We start from the raw sequence: 23,587 nt of genomic DNA on the forward strand, positions 1-23,587 counted from the left end.
GTCAAAGTGCCTTGGTTGCTGTGCTGGCTATCTTATTGGAGACTTAAGAAGCGAGTTCAAACAACACTTCATCAATGATCTTAACGCCTTTCTTTATATCGCTTGGCTGAATAACCAAAGGTGGCGCAACGTGAATGCGGTTATTCACAATGAAGGTCAACAGGCCTCGCTTGGTCAATTGCGCTTTCAATTGCCCCATTTTTTCATTGCTTAAAGGTGTTTTACTTTCACGATCTTCCACCAGCTCAACCGCCCAGAACATCCCTTTACCGCGCACATCACCAATCATAGGGTGCAACTCTTGAAGGCTCAGTAGGAGCGGCCCTAGAACGCTGTTACCGACGTTATCAGCATGTGTGACAATGCCCTCTTGCTCCATCACATCGAGCGTTGCAACGATAGAAGCCATCGCCAAAGGGTGACCAGAGTACGTTAAGCCGCCCATAAAGAAGTTTGACTTAAAGTGCTCAACGATCGGTTCGCTGACCACCACGCCACCAGCCGGCACATAACCCGAGTTCACCCCTTTCGCGAAAGTAATCAGATCTGGCACGACATTAAAGTGCTCAAACGCAAACCACTTACCCGTGCGACCAAAGCCGACCATGACTTCATCGAATATCAACTGAATGCCATGTTTGGTTGCCAGCTCACGCACGCCGATAAGGTAATCTTTGGGCGGAATGAGAAAACCAGCCGTTCCCGGAATCGTCTCTAGGATAATCGCCGCAATCGCCGTTGGTCCTTCGCATTCAATCACTCGCTCTAAATGCTGCAGGGCACGCTCACTCTCTTCTGCCTCAGTCGCCGCGTTGAATTCGCTTCGATAGAGAAATGGATTGAAGAAGTGAACGTGCCCACGGCTATACTCGTTTGGAATTCGACGAAAATCCCCCGTCGCAGCAATAGCAGTACCTGTATTGCCATGGTAAGAACGGTAAGCAGATAGCACCTTGTCGCGCCCTGTGAATTGTCGCGCCATGCGAATCGCATTTTCGTTGGCATCTGCCCCTGCATTGGTAAAGAACACCTTCTTAAACGAGCTTGGCGCTTTCGACAAGATACGCTTAGCCGCCAAACCACGAGTGAGGTTGGCGGTCGCAGGGGCAACGGTCACTAATGAATCAGCCTGATCTTTAATCGCTTTGATCACTTGTGGATGCTGATGACCAATGTTGGTGTTAACCAGTTGGCTACTAAAATCAAGGTATTCTTTACCTTCGTAGTCCCACATTTTGCATCCTTGCCCACCCGCAATGGCGATAGGCTCCGCTGCTTCTTGAATCGACCAAGAATGAAATACGCTCTTGTCGAGGTCGATAATATCTTGGTTCACAAGCTGTTCTGTTGATACTTCCATTTCATCGTCTCCATTAACAACACTAGATTCACAGCCGCTCGTGCTTGGCTCGTCTTCGAGAATGAAAGACACAAAACACGACATTGAAAAGGCTGCGCTATCGGATGGAATAATCTTCATCCCAAACAGGGCGGAGGTCATAGTGTCAGTTTCAACAAAACATTGGGCCAGTACATCAGCCCAAGTCTCATCCCCGATCCAACAAACTGCCTGACCCAATCCAATCGTCGATCTGGCTCTATTCAAAACTCTTAGGTGTGAATAGATTGAAAGGCAGACGAGACAGGTCTCATCGAACGCTAATTAACGCAGCAGCAATATCAAAAGCAAAGAGGTGAGCAAGAGTGGAATTAGGATTAGCGATGACATTGATTCTGTTTGCAGGAGTAGTTCGAGGCTATTCAGGATTTGGGTTTGCGATTATCGTAGCGCTTTCCCTCAGCTTTATTGTTCCACCATTGCAAGCGGTAACCATCGCTATCTTGTTGGACTTTTTAAGTGCCTTTCCTCTGCTCAAGCGAAGTAAAACCACCATCAATATCCGGCTTATTGCGCCGCTGTGTATTGGCATGTTGGTTGCGGTGCCTTTCTCGCTGTATTTCATTAGCACGATATCGGAATCAGGCTTGAAGGCCTTTATCGCGATGATGTCTTTGGTCGCTAGCACGCTGATTATTTTGGACTTACGCCTCACTTGGTTGCACCAACGACACGCGTTTTGGGCGGGAGCCATTTCGGGGTTTAGCATGACCACCGCTTCTTCAGGAGGTCCGCCATTAGTGACGTATTTGATGAACCTGACCATTAAAACCAGTGAACAGAGAGCCACCGCGATTGTGTTTTTTCTGCTGAGTTCAGCGATTTCACTGATCGGCTTCATATGGATTGGCGCATTTAACCAAGAATCGTTCATCACAGGTTTATGGCTATTACCGGCAGCTTTGATTGGCAATGTACTGGGGCAAAAACTGTATCTATCAGTACCGAACTTGTCTGCAAAAACAACGACCGCGCCGATTTTGATCGGCATGGCACTACTTATGTTAATTTCAAATTAGAAGGATGTATTTATGGATAAGATAGCGTTCATTACAGGGGCAACCTCTGGTTTCGGCAAAGCGGCAGCAAAACGTTTCGCAGAAGATAACTGGTCGTTAGTGCTGTCTGGTCGTCGAATCGAAAGGCTACTCGACCTAAAGGAAGAATTAACGGTGCCTGTGCATGTAATTCAACTCGACGTTCGAGACGCAGACGCCGTAAAACAAGCCATTGATTCATTACCCGCTGAATTTTCATCGATTACCGCATTGGTCAATAATGCTGGGTTAGCTTTGGCACCAGAAGGCGCGCCTGATGTGGACTTGAAAGACTGGCACACTATGATCGATACCAATGTCACAGGCTTGGTTAATGTTACTCATGCGCTGTTGCCTACGTTAATTAAAAAAGGCGCAGGAAGCTCAATCATCAATGTTGGGTCAATCGCCGGACAGTGGCCTTACCCAGGAAGCCATGTGTATGGTGCCAGCAAAGCGTTCGTAAAGCAGTTCAGTTACAACCTACGTTGTGACTTACAAGGCACAGGGGTACGAGTGACTGACCTCTCCCCTGGTATTGCAGAAACGGAATTTACTCTTGTAAGAACTAAAGGTAACCAGACGGCTTCAGACAACCTTTACCAAGGCACTACACCGTTGTCAGCAGAGGATATTGCCGAGCAGATGTTTTATATCGCAACCTTGCCAGATCACATCAACATTAACCGAGTCGAAGTGATGCCGACACGTCAAGCATGGTCTGCGTTCGCAATCGATAGAGATTAAGTTCAAACCGACACATACAAAAAAGGTGGTCTTTTCAGGCCACCTTTATCATTTCTTTCACACGATACTTCAAATATAACCAACGGCATAAAAGACTATGTCTAATTCGCCTCATTACTCTTTTAATGAAAGTAAGATTAGAGATACTCAACTAAACAATTTGCTGCTCATGTTCTTTGTTTGATTCCGTCTCTTTCGACAAGAAACTCGCTACGATCTCTCTCAGTTTGCCTTGGTTAACCGGTTTAGGTAAAAACTCATCCATGCCTACATCGAAGCACAAATGCTTGTCTCGCTGCACGACGTTGGCCGTCAGCGCAATGATTGGAATATGCTTTGCAGCCCCTTCTTCGAGCGCTCGGATCTGCTTGGTCGCTTCGAAGCCATCGAGAACCGGCATCTGACAATCCATAAAAATCATCTCGTATTCGTTGACTTTGAATTTCTCGACACCAATTTCACCGTTGTCGGCAATATCAACCTCAAAGCCAAGCTTCTTGAGCATCATCTTGGCGACTTGTTGGTTTACTCGCGAGTCTTCAACAACTAAAACTGTACCACTAAATTCTCCGGCAACTGCGACAGGTTTTGACTCTGCTTGAATTGGAGCTTGTTTATCGGCTGGTGTGGCGTTTACAGAGACAATGGGAGCATCTTTAACAACCGCTGCAGGTTTACTTAACGGCACAGGTTCATTGTCTTTAAACGCAACCTCTCCTCTGTTCGGATAGGTAAAGACTGAAGTATCAGCCGCTCTCGCGAGTACCTCACTGATGGTCCATTTAAGCTGATTATCTTGGTAAGGACGCGCAATGTAGGCAACAAAACCGACTTGTTTAGCACGAGCTTCATCTTGCTTTCTAGGGTCAGCAGAGATCATCACTAACTTGGGACACTCGCTACCAAAGCGTTCAACTAAGCTTCTCGCCAGTTGAAAGCCATCAACGGACGGCATTACTTTGTCTATCAGAACGAGATCATAAGGTGATGACTGAGCCACAGACTCTGAAACCAACTCTAACGCTTGGTTTGCCGTTTCACAGCACTCAGACTTAACGCCAAAGGATTGAAGCTGTGTAGACGTTATACGCATGTTCAGCTGGCTATCATCCACAAGCAGAACCGAAACCTTATTGAAATCGATATTGCTTTCATCGGCTTCTAAACACGGGTCAAAGTCAGCCGTAAAATAGAAGGTACTGCCTTTACCTTCAACACTGGTGAGTTCAAGCTTGCTGCCCATCAATGTCACTATCTTCTCGCATATTGTTAGACCAAGCCCTGTGCCTCCATAAATACGTGTGGTACTGCCGTCGGCTTGTTGAAACTTATCGAACACCGATTTCTGTTTGTCTTCTGCAATACCGATACCGCTGTCGACAACCTCGAACCTCACTCTGAGTTTTTGCTCAGGCTCAACCACCTCTTCCAAACGAAGCGAGAGCGTGACGTGGCCATGCTCGGTAAATTTAATCGCGTTACCTACTAAGTTATTTAGGACTTGTCTTAGTTGTGTACCGTCGCCAATCACCATGGTTGGGATCTTAGGGTCGATCGCTAATTGGAATCGAAGCCCTTTCTGTTCGGCTTTCACTCGAAAGGTTGATTCAACGTCGGCCGCAATGCCCATCATTTTCATCGGCTCTTGCTGAAGCTCTAGTCGCCCCGCTTCGATCTTCGAGTAATCGAGAATGTCGTTGATTAAGTCGAGCAACGTAAGCGAAGAGGTGTTGAGCATGTTGATGTACTCTTTTTGCTCTTTCGGCATATCCATTTCAGAGAGCAAAGACGACAACCCGATAATCCCATTCATTGGTGTACGGATTTCGTGACTCATATTGGCAAGAAATTCACTTTTATTGCGGTTGGCCACCTCAGCAACGTCTTTGGCTTTTTCCAGCTCTTGATATTGTTGACGAATACGTTCTACCGATCGGTTATAGCTACTCTCTAGAGTCGATATCTCATCTTTGTAAGTAGAGTGAGTTGGCGTTATAAAGCGCGGTTTGTTGTCTTCGACCTGTTGTTGGTTGATTTGGGAAGACATGGTCATCAAACGTTTTACGACAAGACGATAGACGATGGTTAAACATACGAGAGACAACAAGAAGATTTTAACGGCTTCGAAGGCGAGCAACAATAACACTCGTTCTTCAAAGTCATCTAGGATCATGCTCAAGTCTGATTGCACCGTGAGCGTCGCCAACGGGAAGTCTGTGCCGCCCATCTGGTGCACCATTTCCCAAGACTGAGAATAAGATTGGCCTTCGGTCTTTTGACCTAACTCTAGAATTTTTTCATCGGGACTTTCGATAAGAAGGTAACTGACCGAAGGGAGGCGAGAGATGCCTTCGGCTTGCACAAACAATTGCTCTCGATCTTCAACCCACAAACTTGCCGTTAAACCAGAAAGGTAGCCAGCCTTGACCTGCTCGATCTGAGAGCTGATAAAAGAAACTCGACTTTGGTACTCTACATACAACCCGAGACCTGTCACTATAACTGTGAATAAGGTACTGATCGCTATTATCATCCCGATCAACTGTCGGGAGAGTCCAACGTAGCGTTTTCCTTTTGTCACCATACACAAATTACCATTATTGTTATCCTAGCAAACTACAATTACTCAACTAGTATAATAGTAGTCATTCATCAAATAACTAGGGAAGGTTATGAAAAAACATCTTATCGTTGCATCCATAGTCAGTTTGTTTTCAAGCAGTTATGCTTCTGCAAGCGAACCTCTTCACTACTACATTATTGCGAGCCAAGCGCAACCTTTTCAAATCGAAACTGACGGGTCATCTCACAGAGGAATTGTTTCAGATATTGTGGAAGCCGTGTTTGATGACAGCCAATATGAGATCAACTACCACACCTACCCTTTTAATCGAATGATCGACAAGCTCGATGCGAGAGAGAATCCAAACTGGGTTACCTATGGCAGCCCTAGTTGGGGGAATATTCAATCTGCGAACCTATCTGAAGACCCGATTTACAATGTAAAACACGTATTACTCAGCAGCGGTAAAAAGCCATTTGAGTTCAATACAATCGATGATCTCGATGGGAAAGCCGTGGTATTGCTGAAAGGATTTGAGTATCCGAACTTGGAACCTTATATCCAACAGGGCAAGCTCAACGAGATTCGAGTAAAAGATTACACTGCTGCGTTTCGTGTCCTGAACCGAGCACCTGGCGACACCGTGTTTGTGGAAATGGAATCACGAATCAAATACAACCTAAACGAGCAAAAACTGAGTATTGATGATTACCAGATGCATGAGTTTGGTTCTGTCATCAATAACTACCCTATCCATTTGGCGTTTGACCCTGAGATGGATCCTAAGCTGCAAAGCTTCATCAACCAACGCCTAGACCAAATGAAAGACGATGGACAGCTTGACGACATCGTACAGAGTTACTTATAGCACCAGCGTAACGTAGAACTTATCAACGCATAGCTTAGTCACGTACGTTAACTCTCGTTGATGCCTGACTCTCTAAAACCGAAAAGGCCGCCCTGCTTCATACTAGATAGCAGGGCGGCCTTTTAAATGCGTCTAAGGAGTAATGATAAGCATGCCGCTATCTGAATCGACGAATCAGTGCGAAGCAATTAAATGCAGTTGCTGAGTGCGAAGCTGGTGACGCACTGCCATCAGAATCTTACCCAAATGGTTCTCGCCGGTTCCATCGCCGCCATCGCCCCAGAAGTGGTCTTTGTGCGAATGTTCTTTGATCACCGAATCTCCGGTATTGGTAAGAAACAGCGCAAACTGTGGATTCTGTCTGAACTTCTCGGTGACGATGAACTGCATCACTTCAACACGAATGTCATACCAATCTTCGCGAACTTGGTCTTCGTAGTCACGACTTAAAGAGAACGCTTCAGCAGGTGTACTGGCTTCCAAAATGGTATTACGTAGCGCTTCGGAGGCAAACTTCATCGCTTGATAATAATGTTCGCTGGTTGCCCAAACTTGATCACCTACCTTGATAGGACAAGCGGCAAAATTTGACAGGTATCCGTTCGGATCTTCGGGTTCGTAAAACAGCACTTCTTTAGCTTGAGCCACAGAATTAGACATAGCCTTCTCCTTACCAACGACATCGCATATTTTTGCTTTAACTTTAAAATTAGTGGCGTTGAATATGACTGTCAAACAACTTAGTTCAAGAGTATGCCATGTGCGTGTTTTTCATCTGAAAAGCGTAATATCACAAGGGATAGGCTAAACGGAACAGTGAGCCAAAGAATCAAGGAGTTGATTAAATCTGGATAGGAAACATGAAAAAAAACTTATAAATCAAAGGGTGGCGTTGTGCCACCCTTCTAAATGCAATGGGGATTATTAGTGAATAAGACCTAGCTCCCTCGCTTCTTCCAGACTCAAACCGCTTTCTCTAATTTCTCTTAGAGTCTCGATACGACGACGAGCTTCAGCAGACTTCATTTTCTTTTCTGGTTTGAAAGATACTTCTTCTTCAGCATCCCACTTGTTTGCAATATTTGTCATTTCATCATGGTTGATAGAATTAATGGACATGTTTTCCTCCGAAAAGCACCATGTAATGGACAGGTAATCTGTAGCAAATGCTTTTTCGCTTGTTAAGAAATTCTGTACTGAAGTGTGATGATTCCGACGCTTCACAAAGCTAATTAATAAATGCCTCATTTAAACTTTGCCAAAGCCATTTTCTGCAATTATATTTAAAAGATTCCCCATAAGAAATGTGGTTTGATCCAACTCTCATTTTCCCCTCTTTCAATGCAATCAAATCCGTTAGCTTTCACATAGGCTAAGGCGAGATTTTCGGCTTAGCCGGAGAATCAGGCTGCGGGAAAAGCACCTGCGCACGATTGATGACCAAGGTTTACCCTGCGACAGAGGGAGAGATACTGTTCAAAGGCAGAGACATCTCTACGCTGAAAAGCCGTAAAGATATCTTGGATTATCGCAGCCGTGTGCAAATGGTGTTTCAAGACCCCTTTGGTTCACTTAATCCCACTCACACCATTGAGCACCATTTAACGCGCCCACTTAAGATCCATAAACAGGTAGCCACTAAACAGGCTCTCACAGAACGCCTCAAAGAGTTATTAACGCTGGTGGAGTTACCCATCGAAACGCTCGCCAAATACCCGCACGAGCTCAGTGGAGGCCAAAGACAGAGGGTTAACCTAGCGAGAGCACTGGCCGTTGGCGCTGAGGTTATTCTTGCTGACGAACCCACCTCGATGTTGGACGTTTCGATTCGACTTGGCGTGTTGAACCTGATGCAAAAAATGAAGCAAGAGTTGGGGATTGGCTTTTTGTACATAACCCACGATCTTGCCACAGAACATTACATCGCAGAAGAGACAGCGGTTATGTACAAAGGACAGATCGTCGAATGGGGATCAACCCAGTCGATCTTAACCAATCCACGACACCCGTACACTAAGTTGTTGATCTCTGCCGTACCAGATCCCGATCTGCCATTTGGCGAACTCGTCAAAAATGAGCCAAACTATTCAATAGACGCTGATCGTATTCGAGAGCAGAGCAGTGAAATACAGCATGAAATCAAACAAGTTTCTGATAATCACTTTGTAAAACAGTGGGATAACGTTGCATGAATGAACTAGACACTTGGTTAGAGCGGATCGGAGATTGGTACAAAGACCGAAAGCATGATCAAGTGGACCGGTTAGAACCTTTGATCTTAACGCCTCCAGATGCGCTCTGGGGGCCATTGATCACAGATGAGCAGAGCAAAGGTATCGCATGTTGGCTAGACGGATGCCTGAGAATCTTTACTTTCTATCGCCACCTCGCGGATTCATCGAATCCGGACTTGGCTTCGCAGGAGGCCAGCAGCTCAAGCCATCAAGATAAAGCCTACCAATACCTAATGTTTGCCTACAGTAAGCTGCAAGCGGTGTCATGTGACCCAAAATCAGAAGCAGGATTGCAAGAGTGGTGTACACAGCGGCTACAACACTTGTGTGTATTGGCTTTGGAGTTTACGAACCAACAGCAAGAACCACGTTGGAAAGCAGAGTCTGAAAAATTGATCGAGTCGCATGTACGCTTTATGGCAACCCATCCCCGAAACGATGATCAAGGCATTATTCAACGCCATCTCCACTGATCAAGCCCTTCTCGATCAAGCATCAAATCAGAATCTCACCAGAGCTAGATCCGTAGAAAGCATGATCGAGCCTTGATCATGCTTCGGCGTTTAACTCTGTAAGCTATTGAATTTTAATGATTGACTGAATTTTAGGCAAAAAAAAGCGAGTCCCTTGGGAACTCGCAAAAATCTATTCAGTATGATGTAACAAAATATGAGCCAATCTATTAATCACAAGAAAGGACAAAGGTTGTCTATTCGGGATAAATAATAATCAACTAGATGCGCTACTTTGTCATCACTTTGTCAGCGTTAGGTGCGATTTTAATCAGCACCTAATGTGTTCAAAACTATCCATTCAGCGACGGTAAAACAGGCTTATCGCGATAGGATAATGACTAGTGGCCAATCGCCATTTCATCGAGCGCAAGGAACACGTTTTCGTCTAAATGACCTTCATGAACTTGTTTACACACTTTACGACGCACCGCTAAACCAGAGATCAAACGTTCAATGGACAGATGTCGATTGCTGGTGCTATCTCGGTCGTTATATAGCTCAATCAAGCGACTCAGTGTTTCGTATGGGATAACGTCCTCCCCTACTCTCAACCAATCAAGCTTCTCAATGAGCTCTGAGCACTCTTCTTTGATTGAGGCATGTGAGTGCCCTGTCATAGCAGATAAAGCCGTTATGCTGCGTTCTAGAGCCTCTGCAGAGGTATATTTAGAGAGAGTAATCATGATCTCGTCAGCGTTGATCTCAACAGAGTGTTTACGCTGCTTAACTCGACGTCCCAATTTACCTCTTGGCGACGGTGCTTTACGCTGAATTGGCTCAAACTCACCGTCGATAATCTCAGACAGCTCTTCCAGTTTCTGCTTAGACACCATTTCGTTACGAAGTGGGTTCGGCAGCGTTGGTGCCATATTACGCTTACCCGCGTTAGTGGTACGCGCTCTTGAGTAACGTAAGACCTCTTCCACATTACATTTGATATCTACCTGATAATCGGTCGTTTTCCCTTTTTCGATCAACGCGGTGATCGTCAAGTGATAACCCCAAAGATTAACCAGGAAGGTATCTTCGTGATCCCCGACTTCACCCAGCTTTCTGAGCTCGCGGATCAGATCCATCGAGAAACGACGCCAATCGATGTTACGCGCCAATTTCTGGTTGAGCTCACTGAGCAACATGCTATCTGAATGACGACGTGCCATGCGGCTTCTAAAGTACGAATACATTTGGAAGACCAAGGTATGTTGCTTCAGGATTTCTGGCGGAAATAGGAAGAAATAGTCACGCGTCAGCAGCTCTTCGTAGAACGAAGGTTCCCAAACCAGGATGTATAGGTTCGGTTTAATGCGAATTTCGCCGTCAGAGCCCTCTGTAGGCGCTTCTTCCGATGCGGTAATGGTTCTAGCTAAGAATCGGAAACGATCACTCTTAAAGCCTTCTGGCATGTTCTCACTAAGCCAACGGCCTGTAAGCTCGTGCAGTTGGAAATCCGTGAATTCGATACGATCAATACTATCGCGGATCGAATCACGAGCAGGGCCGCTGTCTTTCTTGCCACGTAAAGACAAAATATCAGTGATGTAGAGTGGTGTTTTGTTCGGCGTGTGTTTCGCGTCTAGATGGTAATCATCTTGGTGGTGATCATGATATTGAACGGTGAGCGTGAATAACGCGAATAACGTCATCAGATCGTCAACGGTCATGATATTTTTAGAAGATCTTGTCTCGATCACAGCTCGAGTGCCAGAGATCGAAACCATGGATTTCTGGTAGCTCTTACGAGTTCTAGGTGGCGCTAACGCTTGATCAATAATCCCCGCCCAATTGGTTGGCGAAACAATGAATTGATCCGCTTCATCTTTCATCGTTGGTGGGGTATTCAACCCATGTTCATTCAGTAAGCGCTTGTTTACTTTGGTTTGAGCTAGGGCTTTAGAGCGCTTTTGCTTTTCATTTTGCTTCACGCTTTCTGTCACTAAGCTGGTGGCACCCAGCACCGATATCAATTGGTTTGGGTTCACAAAGCGATGCAACATGGTTTTACCAGCAAGGCCTTCTTCAAAGCGAACGGGGATTTGTTTGAACAATCCGGTATTAACTGCAGCTCTCAGCCTTTGCTGTAAGGCTGCGCGAGTGACTTGACCATCGGTTGATTCAATAATCTCAGTGGTGGAAACGTACCCGTCTTTACTGCTAAACCCACGAAGTGAAATTAGGTTAAGAAGCTCAACTATGCTTTTGGTGACACCTTTGAAGTGTTGATATTGTTCTATCCATTCAACGGCTGTTTCAGATACCTCAAATAAATGACCATCTTTGTGGCTTCGTGCCTTAATTAACAATTTCTCTTCTGGTTTCATTTTTGATCCGTATCACACTAACCGTAATTTCACTATAGTTCCTGAATGATAAAGAAAGAATGATCATAAATAAAGAGAATTTATTGGCTTTTAAATAACTGATCTTTTTGATTAATATGATCTTAAATGATTAAGTGATCTAATGATCTGGACGCAACTTTGCTTATAAGTGGCTGAATTTAAAGCATTAAAATAAATCGCCTTGGAAAGCATGATCATAAAGGTTCCGAAACTATGATCATTAAACTTAAGAAAGCATGATCACAGAACATCAGAACGATGATCATTAAGTCATTGTAAGCATGATCATTATTGGTTCGAAAGCATGATCATTATACTTATACAGCTTATCCACAGATCGGAATTCAACATCGGTTTCTAAGTCGCTTTTGACTTGTCTAAGTGGACACTTGTGGTGGCCAATCTATCGGAACAATGATCAAGAGAGCATACTTTTTTATCGTTCCTACCCTATTGAGTGCAAAATTTAGTCTGTATCCGCTGGAAATGGATTGCTTTGATGTATTTAGAGCGGGTGGGTCTTAACTAGGAAGCATGATCATGAAATTGTCATGTTTGTGTATTCTTGGTCTGTGTCGATTGAATTTTCAATCATTGAGCCCTTATAGGCGTTGAATCCCCATTCCAAAAGCATTTGTCCGTAACTTAGTTCATAAATTACATGCTTCCGGAACTATGTTTACTTGATCATTTTTCCGGAGGTTGATCATTTTCAATGTGCAGTTGCTCGGATCAATATTGCTCAGTTTACGCCTTGATCATGCTTCATAATTTGGCGTTATCAATTATCTTACACTGGATGTGCTCCATGATCATTCTTCCGGTTAGGTTCCAATCCTCTGTTGTTTTTTGACACCCCATCTTCTCTTCTGTTTTGAATTTTTTGGTCATTGAGTGTTTTTTAATTTTTATTGGATTGAAAATCTATAAATTCGAATGCAAATCACACCAACCGTAATCTACGGTTGTATTTCAATCGTTCCGAAGGTTTTTCGTTGAAATTCCATTTACATTGTAAATAAGTGATGCTGTAACATTTAAAATGTAGACTAGAAATAGCATGGTTATACATGATAGAAACAGTCATTTTTGTGTTTGTCTAAGGCGATGTTTCATCAAATTGTAAAAACGCGGTCTATTTTATGTGATTTTACTCATAAATGTATGTTCATGTTTTTGTTGTGTTTGCTGTTAATCGCTGTACAATTTGTACTTAGTTAATCATTACGGAAACTGGCAATGAAAAGAGAACAAACGATTGATAAGCTCTATCAGCTAGCCGAACAAACTCAACAAGTTCAGGCTGACCGAATTGAGATTATTTTGGAAGAGCGAAGTGATGAACATTTCCCTCCAATGTCTAAAGCTATGATGGAGACTCGTTCTGGTTTAACGCGTCGTAAGCTCGATGAAGCGATCACTAAACTTGAAGCTGATGGCCATCAGTTCACAAAGAACAACGCTAATCATTACTCGATTTCATTGACAGAAGCTCACATGTTGATGGACGCGGCAGAAGTGCCGAAGTTCCATGAACGTAAGCAGCACGCTGACAATAAGCCATGGATTATCAACGTACAAAACCAGAAGGGTGGTACGGGTAAATCAATGACAGCAGTTCACTTAGCCGCTTGTTTGTCTCTGAATTTGGATAAGCGCTACCGTATCTGTCTGATTGACTTGGACCCACAGGGCTCTTTGCGTCTGTTCCTAAATCCACAAATTAGTGGGGCAGAGCACGACAGCATCTATTCTGCCGTCGATATCATGTTGGACAATGTGCCTGAAGGCCAAGATGTCGATCTAGAGTTTCTTCGTAAGAACGTACTATTGCCAACTCAGTATCCAAACCTGAAGACAATTTCTGCTTTCCCAGAAGATGCGATGTTTAACGCTGAAGCGTGGCAAAGCCTTTCACAAGATCAGTCACTTGATATTGTTCGTCTGTTAAAAGAGAAGCTTATCGACAAAATCGCCGATGATTTCGATGTGATTATGATTGATACCGGCCCGCACGTTGACCCTCTAGTATGGAATGCAATGTACGCGTCGAACGCACTTCTGATTCCATGTGCAGCTAAGCGTTTGGATTGGGCTTCAACGGTTAACTTCTTCCAGCACTTACCAACGGTTTACGAAATGTTCCCGGATGATTGGAAAGGTCTCGAGTTTGTTCGTCTAATGCCAACCATGTTTGAAGACGACAACAAGAAACAGGTGTCAGTTCTGACGGAAATGAACTACCTGTTGAATGATCAAGTAATGATGGCAACCATTCCAAGAAGCCGTGCTTTTGAAACCTGTGCTGACACTTACAGCACGGTTTTCGATCTAACGGTAAGCGACTTTGAGGGCGGTAAGAAAACTCTAGCTGTTGCTCAAGACGCAGTACAAAAAAGTGCTCTAGAATTAGAGCGCGTATTACATAGCAACTGGCCTTCACTTAATCAGGGATAACAACAATGGCAATTAAAACATCTGACTTAAATGCAAAGCTATTTGGTAAAGCAAACAAACGTCGCGTAGCAACACCACAAGAAGCGCAAACAGCGGCAAAAGAGCAGGCTCAAGTGATTGAGCTTTCTGTTGCTGGCGAAGATTTGGTTTCATTTGAATTGGTTCGAATTCCTGCGGCTGAAGTGGTAACTCGAACGGTTGTTTTTGAAGAGAATGCTCGTGAGCAATCTTTCTTAAACGAGCATGCGCTTTCTGATGTTCTTACAACATTGAAAGAACGTGGTCAGCAATACCCAGCAGTTGGTCGTAAGAACAAAGACGGTAAGATTGAAGTTCTTGATGGTAGTCGTCGTCGTATGTCATGTATTTTGGCTGACAAAGAGTTCCTAATCTATGTTGCTGAAAACATTAACGGCGAACACGCTAAGTTCCTATCAGACGTAGCTAACGCTCATAAACCGCTTTCTCTTTACGAGAAGGGCAAAGAGATGCAAGCGAAGCTGGACAAAGGCGAAGCTGAAGACCAGAAAGCACTGGCGAAAATGTTCCAGTGCAGTGAAGCTTTAGTGAGTGGTGCATTGAAAGCAGCTGCTCTACCACTTGAATTGCTACAAGCTTACCCAAATGTGAGCGACCTTGGTCGTCCAACTATTGTTAAACTGCACAAGCAGTTTGGTGGATTGACGAGTGAACAGCAGCAAACACTGCTGACTAAGTGTGATGCTTCTGAAGGTTTCGTATGGCAGCGTAGCGAAGCTCAAGGCGTAACTCGTCTAACCAAAGACGTGACCGAAACATTGGAAGGTTGGATTCTTGAATTGGCGCCAGCGCCAGCGAAGAAAGCTTCTCCAAAAGTTGAGCTTATTAAGGGCCGCGCATCATACAGCCGTAAGGGTTCAAACTTGGCGTTGAACCTTAAGAAAGTTGATGATGCAACAATGGAAGAAATCCTCGCCTTCGTTCAATCGAAGCTCGACTAAGTCGACGACTTTTCATTACTCCTCTAAAGCCGCTTAATGCGGCTTTTTATTTGGCTGTGATAAACTGTGTTTAGATGAATCTGGACGCTAACTATGACAAACCCAACCAACACTTTTCTACATACACTTTCTAATATTGCTCAGCATAACGATCACCGTTACGGCGTGGTCTTTGATGGCGATTTTTATTGGCAAAACTCTGCTGTTTTTACCTTCCTTCAAGATTCAAACACTCCGAGCATCTTCCAGGTTGGCGGTACGCCATTTGAAGGTGTGATTCATGCTCCAGTAAAAAAAGGCCAACAACTGCTTGGTCGTGAGTGCCAAGTTCTTGTTTGTGATTTTAGAGAGCAGTTCGATGCGAATGGTTTTAGTGCCGCGTTGGGTTCGTTAGTTGGTGGTGGGCTGTTGTTGGTGTTGCCGCCAAAAGTTAATGCCTCTGAAGATAGTGAAAGCTTTGGTCAACGTTGGTTAAAACGTCATTTCGATAAACTGATGTCTGTTTCACAACACAATGAAGCCTGCGATGTAGTTCAAGCAACTCACGTTCTTCCTCAGATGCAAAGCGCCCAAAACGGATTGGATAAATTTGAACAGCAAAACACGGCTGTTGAATTAGTCAAAAAAGTGGTGTCTGGACACCGTAAACGTCCTTTGATTCTCACTGCGGATAGAGGGCGTGGTAAAAGTTCGACATTGGGTATTGCCGCTGCGCAGCTGTTAGTTGAGCGTCACGGGTTTAATATTGTTGTTACCGCACCTTCAGTGAAAGCGGTAGAGCCGGTATTTTCCCATGCTAGCCAAGGGTTGGAATCTTGCGAAGTGGTAAACGCTACTCACATTCGTCATCAAGGTGGCAGTTTAAGATTCGTCGCAACAGATGAATTACTTAAATCTAAGCCTGATTGCGATCTGTTATTGGTTGACGAAGCAGCTGCAATTCCAATTCCGATGCTTAAATCCATGGTCGACATCTATCACCGTATGGTCTTTTCAACCACGGTACATGGTTACGAAGGCAGTGGGCGAGGGTTCGGTATTAAGTTTGAGTCTTGGCTTTCTGAGCATCGTCCGGGGTGGAAAGGCTTTAAGCTCGAACAACCGATTCGTTGGAACAACAAAGATCCGCTAGAGGATTGGTTGTTTGATTGCTTTCTACTTGGTAATGACGCATCAGTCACTGAATCGGCGGTTGATGAACTCGATGGCTTTTCTGCTGATGCAATCAAAAAATTAAACTTAGTCGAGTTATCAAAAGCAGAATGCTTGGCTAATCCTGAGCAGCTACAACAATGTTTTTCTCTTCTTGTGGATGCGCACTATCAGACCTCGCCTAATGACTTAATGCAGTTTCTCAACAATCCAGCAATCCGTTTATACGCCGCTTGGCAGCAAGGTGAATGTTTAGGTTGTATGTTGGTGACGGAAGAGGGTGGTTTGGACAGCGAGTTGATTACTCAAATTCAACTTGGAAAACGCAGGCCTCAAGGTCACCTTGCTCCAGTATTACTGGCAAACCAACTTGGCTGTACTCATGCGGCGAGCAGTCGTTGCCTTCGAGTGATGCGCATTGCTGTTTCAGCGCGTCATCAAGGTTTGGGTATTGGCCGTTGGATGTTGGCTCAGTTATCACAGCAAACCAGCCAAGCAGATTATCTGGCGACAAGTTTTGGCGCGACCAGCGAATTGATTTCTTTTTGGCGTGGTAGTGAATTTGAAGCTGTGCACATCGGCCACCAGCGAGATCAGGCCAGTGGCTGTCACTCGGTTCTGATGGTTAAGGCGCTTAACTCAAACTCTCAAGGCTGGATAAACCAAGTTCAAAATCACTTCGAGCGTAGCTACTGTTTTCTTGTTTCAGGTTCTTTGGTTTCACTTGAAACCGATATGGTGCGAGCACTGCTGCCAAAGAGTGTTCACACCGTTAGTGAGTTTGAAACTCAGTTAGTTAGAAATTACGTGAACGGTGGCAACAGTTATGATGCGATCAGCTTCAGCGTACTGAACTTGATTCTACTCAGTAACGATCGAAACATAGGTATTTCTGACTTACTCATCGCAAAGGTTGTTCAGCAGAAAGAGTGGGGGACTTGTGTTGAACAGTTTAATCTTGTTGGTCGTAAACAAGCAGAGATTCAGTTTCGTAAAGATGTCGATGCTCTGTTAGCAAATTTACAGTGTAAATAGGCTAGCCATCATTTAAATAGACTGACCGCAACAAATTAGATTTACAGTGTAAATTAGAATATTGGATTTACACTGTAAACTGAAGCTCCATATTGAAACCCGTTTTTACCCTGATTATCTGTTACATCATTTCTGTTTTATCTCTCCAGTACAGCCTTTAATCTTCTAAAGCTATTCGCCTTTACTATCTAGCCCTACATCGAATCAACATTCAATCGCACGAAATATTCTGAAAAAATTTTCCTATGTATTTGTAAAGGCGAAGCAGATCATAAAATGTGTAAGTCTTATTTATGAGTCATGTTTGCAGAATCGAAAGTAAGTGATGTGACGCTGATTATTCTAATAATGTGATACTCAGCGCAGAATGAATTATATAGACTGAATAACAACTGAGTCATTAGGGATACTCAATTCGAATGTGGGATAACATCGTTACATTGTCGGAAGACAAGCAACAAGTAATGGCATGTCTGCCAACCGGGACTGTGGTTGACGCAAGCTTTGATAACAAGACGCTGCCACCAACCTTGGAAGCTTTGAATGCATCAAACTATTTTCTTTTCGAAGAAGAGGTGTTGCGTTTCGTTACTCTTGCTAAAGAAGGTAAGGGTGAAGCTTATGAAGGAATCTTGATTGCCGAAGTTCGAAATGCCACTGTTGCGGTCGAACTGTCTGATGATGAGATGTTGGCGAGCCTCGTGGTCACTGGTCCCTACAATGGACACCCACTGCGTGGCAGCGACATCATTCATTGTTTATCTCAAGCTCAAATAACAAAAGGAATAAATAAGTTAGCGCTCAGAAAAGTTCTGATGATGAGTAGCAAACTTAAGCCCGGCGAAAAGTTTACTCAGCCAGCCGCTAAAGGGACACAACCAGTAAAAGGTAAAGACGCTAAGTTTGCCGCTTTGGTTGAAGATATTACTCGTCAAGTATTGAAGCCTCGCAGTAAAGACGAAGGCAAGATTGATATGCGAGACTTGGGACAAACCATTACCGTTGGTCAAAATGATCACTTAATGAAACGAACCCCCGCTACCAAAGGCATCGCTGGCTTTACCGTTCAAGGCCGAATTATCCCACCGCTTCCTGGACAAGACAGTTTAATCAAGCCTGGAAAGGGCACTTACATCTCCCCTGAAGATCCCAATTTACTACTCGCCTCACACCCTGGATTGCCCATCATTAAAGACCGAACCATCGAAGTGGATGACGCCTTATGTGTCAGCAACGTCGATGTCTCAACTGGGCACGTTAAATTTAAAGGTAATGTCTTTGTCTCTGGCAACATCGAGCCGGGGATGATCGTCAAGGCGACCGGAAGTGTTACGGTTGGTGGCTTTATCGAATCGGCCGAAGTGCAAGCTCAGGGGGATATAAAAGTCGCCAAAGGCATTATCGGCCACACGACCAAAGAGGGTGAGCCAAAAAGTTGTAAGGTATTCAGTAAAGGCTCTATCACAGCAAGCTACGCACAGAATGCTGAGCTACAAACGGCCAACGACCTTCGACTTGGTGTACACAGTATGAGTAATGACATTCGCTGTGGTAACAACCTTATCGTGATGGACAGTTTGAAAAAACACGGCACGCTAAGCGGTGGTGAAGCCAAAGTTGGCGGAAAAGTAGAATGTGTCTTCTTAGGTGTTGAGGGAGACACCGCAACTAAGGTACATGGTTTTGCGCGCTACGATGGTTACCGCCAAAAGATAGCCGAGCTGAAGGAAACTTATAAATACACTCAAGAGCAAACCATGGGTGTGATTCGCCAAGAGTTAGAATTTAAGAAGCGCCCGAAAGCAGAGAGAAGCGAAGAGCAAGCCCTAGAAATAGAGCAGCAACGTGAGAAGAATAACCTCGCAATAGAAAACACAAAGTCGCAGCTAGATACACTCGAAGCGGAGTTTGCAACCAACCTTGCTGAATGCACTGTAGAGGTACACGAAAAAGTGTATACCCGAGTGACGATTCAATTTGGTGATGAGACAGTCACAACCAAGCGGACCCACGGCGGAAGTGTTTTCTCATTCAACCAATACGAGATCCAATGTTCGTTTAAGATGGAGCAAGAGGATATTGCTTTGTAGACTTTTGTGCTGAACACAAAGTTACGTATGGTTAAGGTGCCGATACTGACAAATAAAAAAAGGGGAGCTGATGCTCCCCCTTTTGGTTTCTACTGATAATTATTTATTTAGGTGGCTTGAGCGCTCTAACTAACGGCTCTCACTCGGCCTTGTTTAAGGTCTGAAAGAACCTGTGCTTTTGGACCATCTGCAATGATGCAGCCTTTCTCCATTACGATCACTCGATCGACAATGTCCAACATCGACGTTTTGTGTGTAATCAGAATTAACGTCTCGCTTGGTAGCAATTGGTTAAGTTGGTGTTTGATGTGCATCTCTGAACGGTTATCCATAGCACTGGTCGGCTCATCCATCAACAACACTGGCGGACGGCCAAGGAAGGCTCTAGCAATGGCAATTGACTGACGTTGACCACCAGACAGCAAGGCACCACCTTCACCCACTTGGCGTTCCAAACCTGCCGGATCTTGTTGAGTAAACGCGGTTACCCCTGCACGGTTTGCTGCATCCATCACGTCACGGTCATCTACTAAAGGGCGACCTAAAGTAATGTTGTCTCTTACCGAACCGTAGAACAAGTTACTGTCTTGCGGCACACAGCCTATATTGCGTCGTACGTCGACATGATGCAGTTGTTCCATATCGGTGTCATCAATGCGTACATGGCCCTCTGTGGGCTTGTAGAGGCCCATAATCAGACGTTCTAGTGTGGTTTTACCTGAACCGATACGTCCAATGATCGCCACTTTCTCACCGGGTTTAATATGCAGAGTTAAATCTCTGATAGAAGCCACGGGCGAATCAGGGTAGTGGAACGTCACTTTGTCGAGCGAGATATGACCTTGAATAATAGGGCGGTGGATGTAGCGCTTACCTTCTTCTTGTTCATCTGGCATCGACATGACTTGCTCAATCAGAGTCATTGATGACTTCGCTTGGTTGTAACGAGTCGAAAGCAAAGACAGTTGAACAAGCGGGCCAATCGCTCGGCCGCTCAACATGGTTGCAGCGATCAAGCCACCCATCGTAAGTTCACCTTCTGCAATTAGATACACGCCAAAGATGATCATACCAACGTTAGTACTTTGCTGAACAAAGCCGGCGGTGTTTTGGATGCTGTCAGTGATGCGTCGACTTTTGATATTCCAATTCGCCATGTGAGCAACGGCTTCTTCCCAACGGAATTGGAATTGGCTTTGCGCACTGAACAGCTTAACCGTCTCTAACCCTGCCAAACTCTCGATTAAGTTCGCGTACTTCTGCGAAGCAAGACGAGAGCCTTCCTCAATGGTACGGCGCAGTGGACCTTGGATTAGCAATGCATAGACGATCAAAATGACCACGCCAGCAACGGGAACAAACACAAGGTTTCCAGCCATTAACCAAATTAGCGCTAAGAACATCAGTGCGAAGGGGAGGTCGATTAACGAGCCAATGGTTGCAGAGGTAAAGAATTCACGAATGGATTCGAACTCTTGCAAGTTTTTAGCGAAAGCACCGACAGAAGCAGGCTTCGCTTCCATACGAATCCCCAGTACTTTACTGAACAGTTTGGAGGAAATGAGAATATCGGATTTCTTACCGGCAACGTCAATGAAGTAGCTGCGCATCAATTTGAGCAGCAAATCGAATAGGAACACGACAAAGATACCACTTGCCAGCACCCACAAAGTTTCAAAGGCGAGGTTGGGAACTACCTTGTCGTACACCAAGCGTGTAAACATCGGCGCGGCAATCGCGAAGATGTTGATAAGAATGGAGGCAATCAACACATCTCGGTAGATGTTTTTAGATTCCCAAATCGTGCTCCAAAACCAATGCCCTTTACGTGTTTTTAGAACTTCTGGTGAACGTTCATCATAACGGAACTGTTTCTTTACCAAGAAGTAGCGGCCGATGAATTGTTCTTTCAGCTCTTCGACAGGAATGATGATTGGCACCATTCCGCTTTCCGCAGTAATGATTTCCGCTTCTTGCTTCTCTAAATCGATACTGTTGAGAACGCACGCCTCACCTTGTTTAAGTAGTAAGACCGCAGGCAGTATCAGGTGAGGAATCTTTTCTAAGTCGGAACGGTTTTCTTTTGCCACTAATCCTGCTCGTTCAGCAGAGCGTGGGAATAGGAAAGGGGTTAGCTTTCCATCGGATAGTGGTAGCCCATTGATCAACGCTTCGGGCGAGTTAGCTAACCCGTAATACCGGCTAACGTAGATCAGTGAGTTCAATAGTGGATCTTGCATGTGATATAACCCTTACAACTATTTATCAACAATGAAGCCTTGGAACACTTCTACGTAGTTATCAGACAGAATATCTAGCTGAGTCTGAGTTTCTATTCGAGACGCGATGGTGGTGACGCCTAGGTTGTGAGCGGTTCTAGAGATCGACGTTAAGGTAAACTTCTGTTTTTCGTCATCAAGGTTATGTGTGAACAGGTAATCTAGCTTCACATAGCTTGGACGGTATTCGTTGATGTAATCCAGTGATTGGAAGTTACGTCCGTAGTTATCGACACCAAACACCGCTTCAGCGTTGCGAATGGTGTTACACAAAAGTGCCGTGTAGTGCGGAACGTTGATGAAGCAGTTTTCTGGAATCTCAAAGTGCAACAGGTGAGCGATTGAAGCATTCTGTTCAAGCGTCTTACCGATCCAACGGATGAAGCTTGGTTGAGAAATACTGCTTGGTGAAATATTAATAGCGACAGGGCTGGTTACTTCTTTTGCATTGAGCTTTTCAATCATCTTCTCGATAACGTATTGGTCGAGAATGTGGCTCATTTCAAGCTGTTCTAGCGCGTATAAGTACTGGTTGGCACCGTAACGCACGCCATCTTTTTCAATCGCAGAGAATACTTCTTGGTGATACGTTTTACCAAAGGCATTGTTTGCAGCCTGCAGACGGAAGGTAATGAGGTCGTTGATGATCGCTTCTTCGACCAACATGCGCCATTGTTGTTTGCCCATCACAGCACCGTGATCGTCTGCGGTTACGTAGCCGTAAGACAGCTCTCGATTCGCCTTGGCACTTGAGAGTGCGTTATCCACCAGCGACATGATTTCAGTACTGGTTTTACGCCTGTTGCTGTAGGTCACACCAAGAGCAATATGTGGATTCGCAGTGCCTGTTGGGTCTGAACCTAGGCTCTGGATACAGTTTACGATGCTGCTCGCGACAAGTTTCAGTTCGCTCTCATCAATGTTTGGCATGATGAAACCGAACTCGTCACTAGAAATACGAGCGATGGTGATATCTGGAGATGAAATTGAAGCTTGCAGCTGTTCAGCCAGTTGATGAACCAAGGCATCACCTTCTTGATAGCCCTTTTCATCGTACTCTTCACTGATAAACTCCGCTTTAAGTACCGCTAAACCACCTAAGCTCGACTCCTCTAACCATTGAGTTAACTGAGACATGTAGTAAGCACGGTTACCTAGCTGAGATACAGGGTCGATATATGCTCTTTCACGCAGCTTTTGAGCTTCTTTCGCTTGGTTTTTAAATGCCAGTTCAACTTGAGTCGACATGTGGTTGATACCGTCGACAACCAAGGTTAGATCTTTTGTCTTTGGACGAGCTAGAGGTTCGCCAAACTGGTTCTTGGCGATCTGATCCATCTTAGTAATGATCAACGAGAGCGGGCGTAAAGCGCGTTTAAGGATCCAAGAGATAGACACTAAACCGAGCAAGAAGATCGTGCCAAAGATGCTTAATAAGCGGATGAATGCTTGCCAAAGTTGATCGTAGGCAGGGCCTGGATGACTTACGATCTCTACTTCTGCCAGTTGCATCCAGCCACTGGTGATCACGCGGCGGTCATGAACAGGCTCGAACAGGTTTAGGTTGGTAAACCACTCCGGTACGCCAGTTGGCTTTACAGGGTATGAGCGGAGAATGTCATCACCGCTGTCGAGAAAGATCAATCGAACGACGGAATAAGAACTGCCATCAAACAGAGCGTTGATTACAGACTCCACTGCCACCTTGTCTTTTTCTTCTAGGTAAGGGGCGAGAGCCAGTCCAACAGTATTAATGGTATTACTTACCTCAGAGCGTTGCTGCTCCTCTAAGTATCCACGGGTGGTATTGAATTCGATCATAAAAACTGACGTCATCAGCAGTATGAACACTGCAACCATCCCGACCACAAGCTGTTTATATAAAGTCATTG

Annotated in this window: 15 protein-coding genes and 1 pseudogene; 9 read left to right on the top strand and 7 right to left on the bottom strand. The window is 44.7% G+C overall.

Translation table 11 applies throughout. The features are described 5' to 3' along the window. Positions 1-43 precede the first annotated feature (43 nt). The gene (locus tag AB4154_RS16555; protein WP_017066353.1) at positions 44-1,360 is read right to left on the bottom strand and encodes an aspartate aminotransferase family protein; all 1,317 of its coding nucleotides are present in this window, start codon (positions 1,358-1,360) and stop codon (positions 44-46) included. Positions 1,361-1,722: 362 nt separating this feature from the next. Here AB4154_RS16555 and AB4154_RS16560 point away from each other — a divergent pair, with 362 nt between their 5' ends. After that, the gene (locus AB4154_RS16560) at positions 1,723-2,418 is read left to right on the top strand and encodes a sulfite exporter TauE/SafE family protein (RefSeq protein ID WP_017066352.1); all 696 of its coding nucleotides are present in this window, start codon (positions 1,723-1,725) and stop codon (positions 2,416-2,418) included. Between the two features lie 12 nt (positions 2,419-2,430). Continuing rightward, complete coding sequence (locus AB4154_RS16565; protein WP_017061222.1) at positions 2,431-3,183, top strand: SDR family NAD(P)-dependent oxidoreductase; 753 nt, start codon at positions 2,431-2,433, stop codon at positions 3,181-3,183. Positions 3,184-3,334: 151 nt separating this feature from the next. Here AB4154_RS16565 and AB4154_RS16570 read toward each other — a convergent pair whose 3' ends face one another. Then, positions 3,335-5,767, bottom strand: coding sequence for a response regulator (locus tag AB4154_RS16570; protein ID WP_136974559.1), 2,433 nt, complete (start codon positions 5,765-5,767; stop codon positions 3,335-3,337). Between the two features lie 88 nt (positions 5,768-5,855). Here AB4154_RS16570 and AB4154_RS16575 point away from each other — a divergent pair, with 88 nt between their 5' ends. Beyond that, positions 5,856-6,614, top strand: a complete 759-nt coding sequence (locus tag AB4154_RS16575) for an ABC transporter substrate-binding protein (RefSeq protein WP_136974558.1) — start codon at positions 5,856-5,858, stop codon at positions 6,612-6,614. 174 nt (positions 6,615-6,788) lie between these two features. Here the strand turns inward: AB4154_RS16575 and AB4154_RS16580 are convergent, their stop codons facing one another. Continuing rightward, a complete protein-coding gene (locus AB4154_RS16580) occupies positions 6,789-7,349 on the bottom strand; it encodes an NADAR family protein (protein ID WP_050643559.1) in 561 nt (186 codons plus the stop codon). Between the two features lie 189 nt (positions 7,350-7,538). Further along, positions 7,539-7,733 (bottom strand): hypothetical protein, encoded by a 195-nt coding sequence (locus AB4154_RS16585; protein WP_017061218.1) that lies wholly within the window; start codon positions 7,731-7,733, stop codon positions 7,539-7,541. A gap of 185 nt (positions 7,734-7,918) precedes the next feature. Here AB4154_RS16585 and AB4154_RS16590 point away from each other — a divergent pair. Together AB4154_RS16590 and AB4154_RS16595 are read left to right on the top strand one after the other, a co-directional pair. Continuing rightward, positions 7,919-8,806, top strand: a pseudogene (locus tag AB4154_RS16590) (ABC transporter ATP-binding protein). Then, positions 8,803-9,321, top strand: a complete 519-nt coding sequence (locus AB4154_RS16595) for a transcriptional regulator (protein ID WP_372123600.1) — start codon at positions 8,803-8,805, stop codon at positions 9,319-9,321. Before AB4154_RS16590 ends, AB4154_RS16595 begins: the two are co-directional and overlap by 4 nt. 380 nt (positions 9,322-9,701) lie before the next feature. Here AB4154_RS16595 and AB4154_RS16600 read toward each other — a convergent pair whose 3' ends face one another. Further along, positions 9,702-11,681, bottom strand: a complete 1,980-nt coding sequence (locus tag AB4154_RS16600) for a replication initiator protein RctB domain-containing protein (protein ID WP_372123602.1) — start codon at positions 11,679-11,681, stop codon at positions 9,702-9,704. 1,260 nt (positions 11,682-12,941) lie between these two features. Between AB4154_RS16600 and AB4154_RS16605 the strand changes: the two genes are divergently transcribed. The 4 genes from AB4154_RS16605 to AB4154_RS16620 all read left to right on the top strand — a co-directional run bounded on the left by AB4154_RS16605 (position 12,942) and on the right by AB4154_RS16620 (position 19,416). After that, positions 12,942-14,159 carry a ParA family protein gene (locus AB4154_RS16605; RefSeq protein ID WP_017061213.1) on the top strand — a complete coding sequence of 406 codons (1,218 nt, stop codon included), beginning with the start codon at positions 12,942-12,944 and terminating at the stop codon, positions 14,157-14,159. Positions 14,160-14,164: 5 nt separating this feature from the next. Continuing rightward, a complete protein-coding gene (locus AB4154_RS16610; protein WP_372123604.1) occupies positions 14,165-15,139 on the top strand; it encodes a ParB/RepB/Spo0J family partition protein in 975 nt (324 codons plus the stop codon). 93 nt (positions 15,140-15,232) lie between these two features. Continuing rightward, a complete protein-coding gene (locus AB4154_RS16615; RefSeq protein WP_372123606.1) occupies positions 15,233-17,326 on the top strand; it encodes a GNAT family N-acetyltransferase in 2,094 nt (697 codons plus the stop codon). A gap of 419 nt (positions 17,327-17,745) precedes the next feature. Then, positions 17,746-19,416, top strand: a complete 1,671-nt coding sequence (locus tag AB4154_RS16620; protein WP_017071245.1) for a DUF342 domain-containing protein — start codon at positions 17,746-17,748, stop codon at positions 19,414-19,416. Positions 19,417-19,541: 125 nt separating this feature from the next. On the opposite strand, the gene AB4154_RS16625 is transcribed toward AB4154_RS16620, so the two are convergent. Both AB4154_RS16625 and AB4154_RS16630 read right to left on the bottom strand, forming a co-directional pair. Further along, on the bottom strand, positions 19,542-21,656 hold the full coding sequence (locus tag AB4154_RS16625; RefSeq protein WP_372123608.1) for a type I secretion system permease/ATPase: 2,115 nt from the start codon (positions 21,654-21,656) through the stop codon (positions 19,542-19,544). Positions 21,657-21,674: 18 nt separating this feature from the next. Beyond that, positions 21,675-23,585 (bottom strand): LapD/MoxY N-terminal periplasmic domain-containing protein, encoded by a 1,911-nt coding sequence (locus AB4154_RS16630; RefSeq protein ID WP_372123609.1) that lies wholly within the window; start codon positions 23,583-23,585, stop codon positions 21,675-21,677. Positions 23,586-23,587: the final 2 nt, after the last annotated feature.

Origin of the sequence: Vibrio sp. 10N.286.51.B11 (assembly GCF_041469245.1) — a bacterium.
Taxonomy (GTDB): domain Bacteria; phylum Pseudomonadota; class Gammaproteobacteria; order Enterobacterales; family Vibrionaceae; genus Vibrio; species Vibrio crassostreae_C.

What these genes read in the sequence shown, in the direction of transcription:
- AB4154_RS16570 (WP_136974559.1), bottom strand. Translation starts at nt 5,767, where the DNA reads ATGGTGACAAAAGGAAAACGCTACGTTGGACTCTCCCGACAGTTGATC.
- AB4154_RS16610 (WP_372123604.1), top strand. Translation starts at nt 14,165, where the DNA reads ATGGCAATTAAAACATCTGACTTAAATGCAAAGCTATTTGGTAAAGCA.
- AB4154_RS16630 (WP_372123609.1), bottom strand. Translation starts at nt 23,585, where the DNA reads ATGACTTTATATAAACAGCTTGTGGTCGGGATGGTTGCAGTGTTCATA.
- AB4154_RS16625 (WP_372123608.1), bottom strand. Translation starts at nt 21,656, where the DNA reads ATGCAAGATCCACTATTGAACTCACTGATCTACGTTAGCCGGTATTAC.
- AB4154_RS16575 (WP_136974558.1), top strand. Translation starts at nt 5,856, where the DNA reads ATGAAAAAACATCTTATCGTTGCATCCATAGTCAGTTTGTTTTCAAGC.
- AB4154_RS16605 (WP_017061213.1), top strand. Translation starts at nt 12,942, where the DNA reads ATGAAAAGAGAACAAACGATTGATAAGCTCTATCAGCTAGCCGAACAA.
- AB4154_RS16620 (WP_017071245.1), top strand. Translation starts at nt 17,746, where the DNA reads ATGTGGGATAACATCGTTACATTGTCGGAAGACAAGCAACAAGTAATG.
- AB4154_RS16555 (WP_017066353.1), bottom strand. Translation starts at nt 1,360, where the DNA reads ATGGAAGTATCAACAGAACAGCTTGTGAACCAAGATATTATCGACCTC.
- AB4154_RS16595 (WP_372123600.1), top strand. Translation starts at nt 8,803, where the DNA reads ATGAATGAACTAGACACTTGGTTAGAGCGGATCGGAGATTGGTACAAA.
- AB4154_RS16615 (WP_372123606.1), top strand. Translation starts at nt 15,233, where the DNA reads ATGACAAACCCAACCAACACTTTTCTACATACACTTTCTAATATTGCT.
- AB4154_RS16560 (WP_017066352.1), top strand. Translation starts at nt 1,723, where the DNA reads ATGACATTGATTCTGTTTGCAGGAGTAGTTCGAGGCTATTCAGGATTT.
- AB4154_RS16565 (WP_017061222.1), top strand. Translation starts at nt 2,431, where the DNA reads ATGGATAAGATAGCGTTCATTACAGGGGCAACCTCTGGTTTCGGCAAA.
- AB4154_RS16585 (WP_017061218.1), bottom strand. Translation starts at nt 7,733, where the DNA reads ATGTCCATTAATTCTATCAACCATGATGAAATGACAAATATTGCAAAC.
- AB4154_RS16600 (WP_372123602.1), bottom strand. Translation starts at nt 11,681, where the DNA reads ATGAAACCAGAAGAGAAATTGTTAATTAAGGCACGAAGCCACAAAGAT.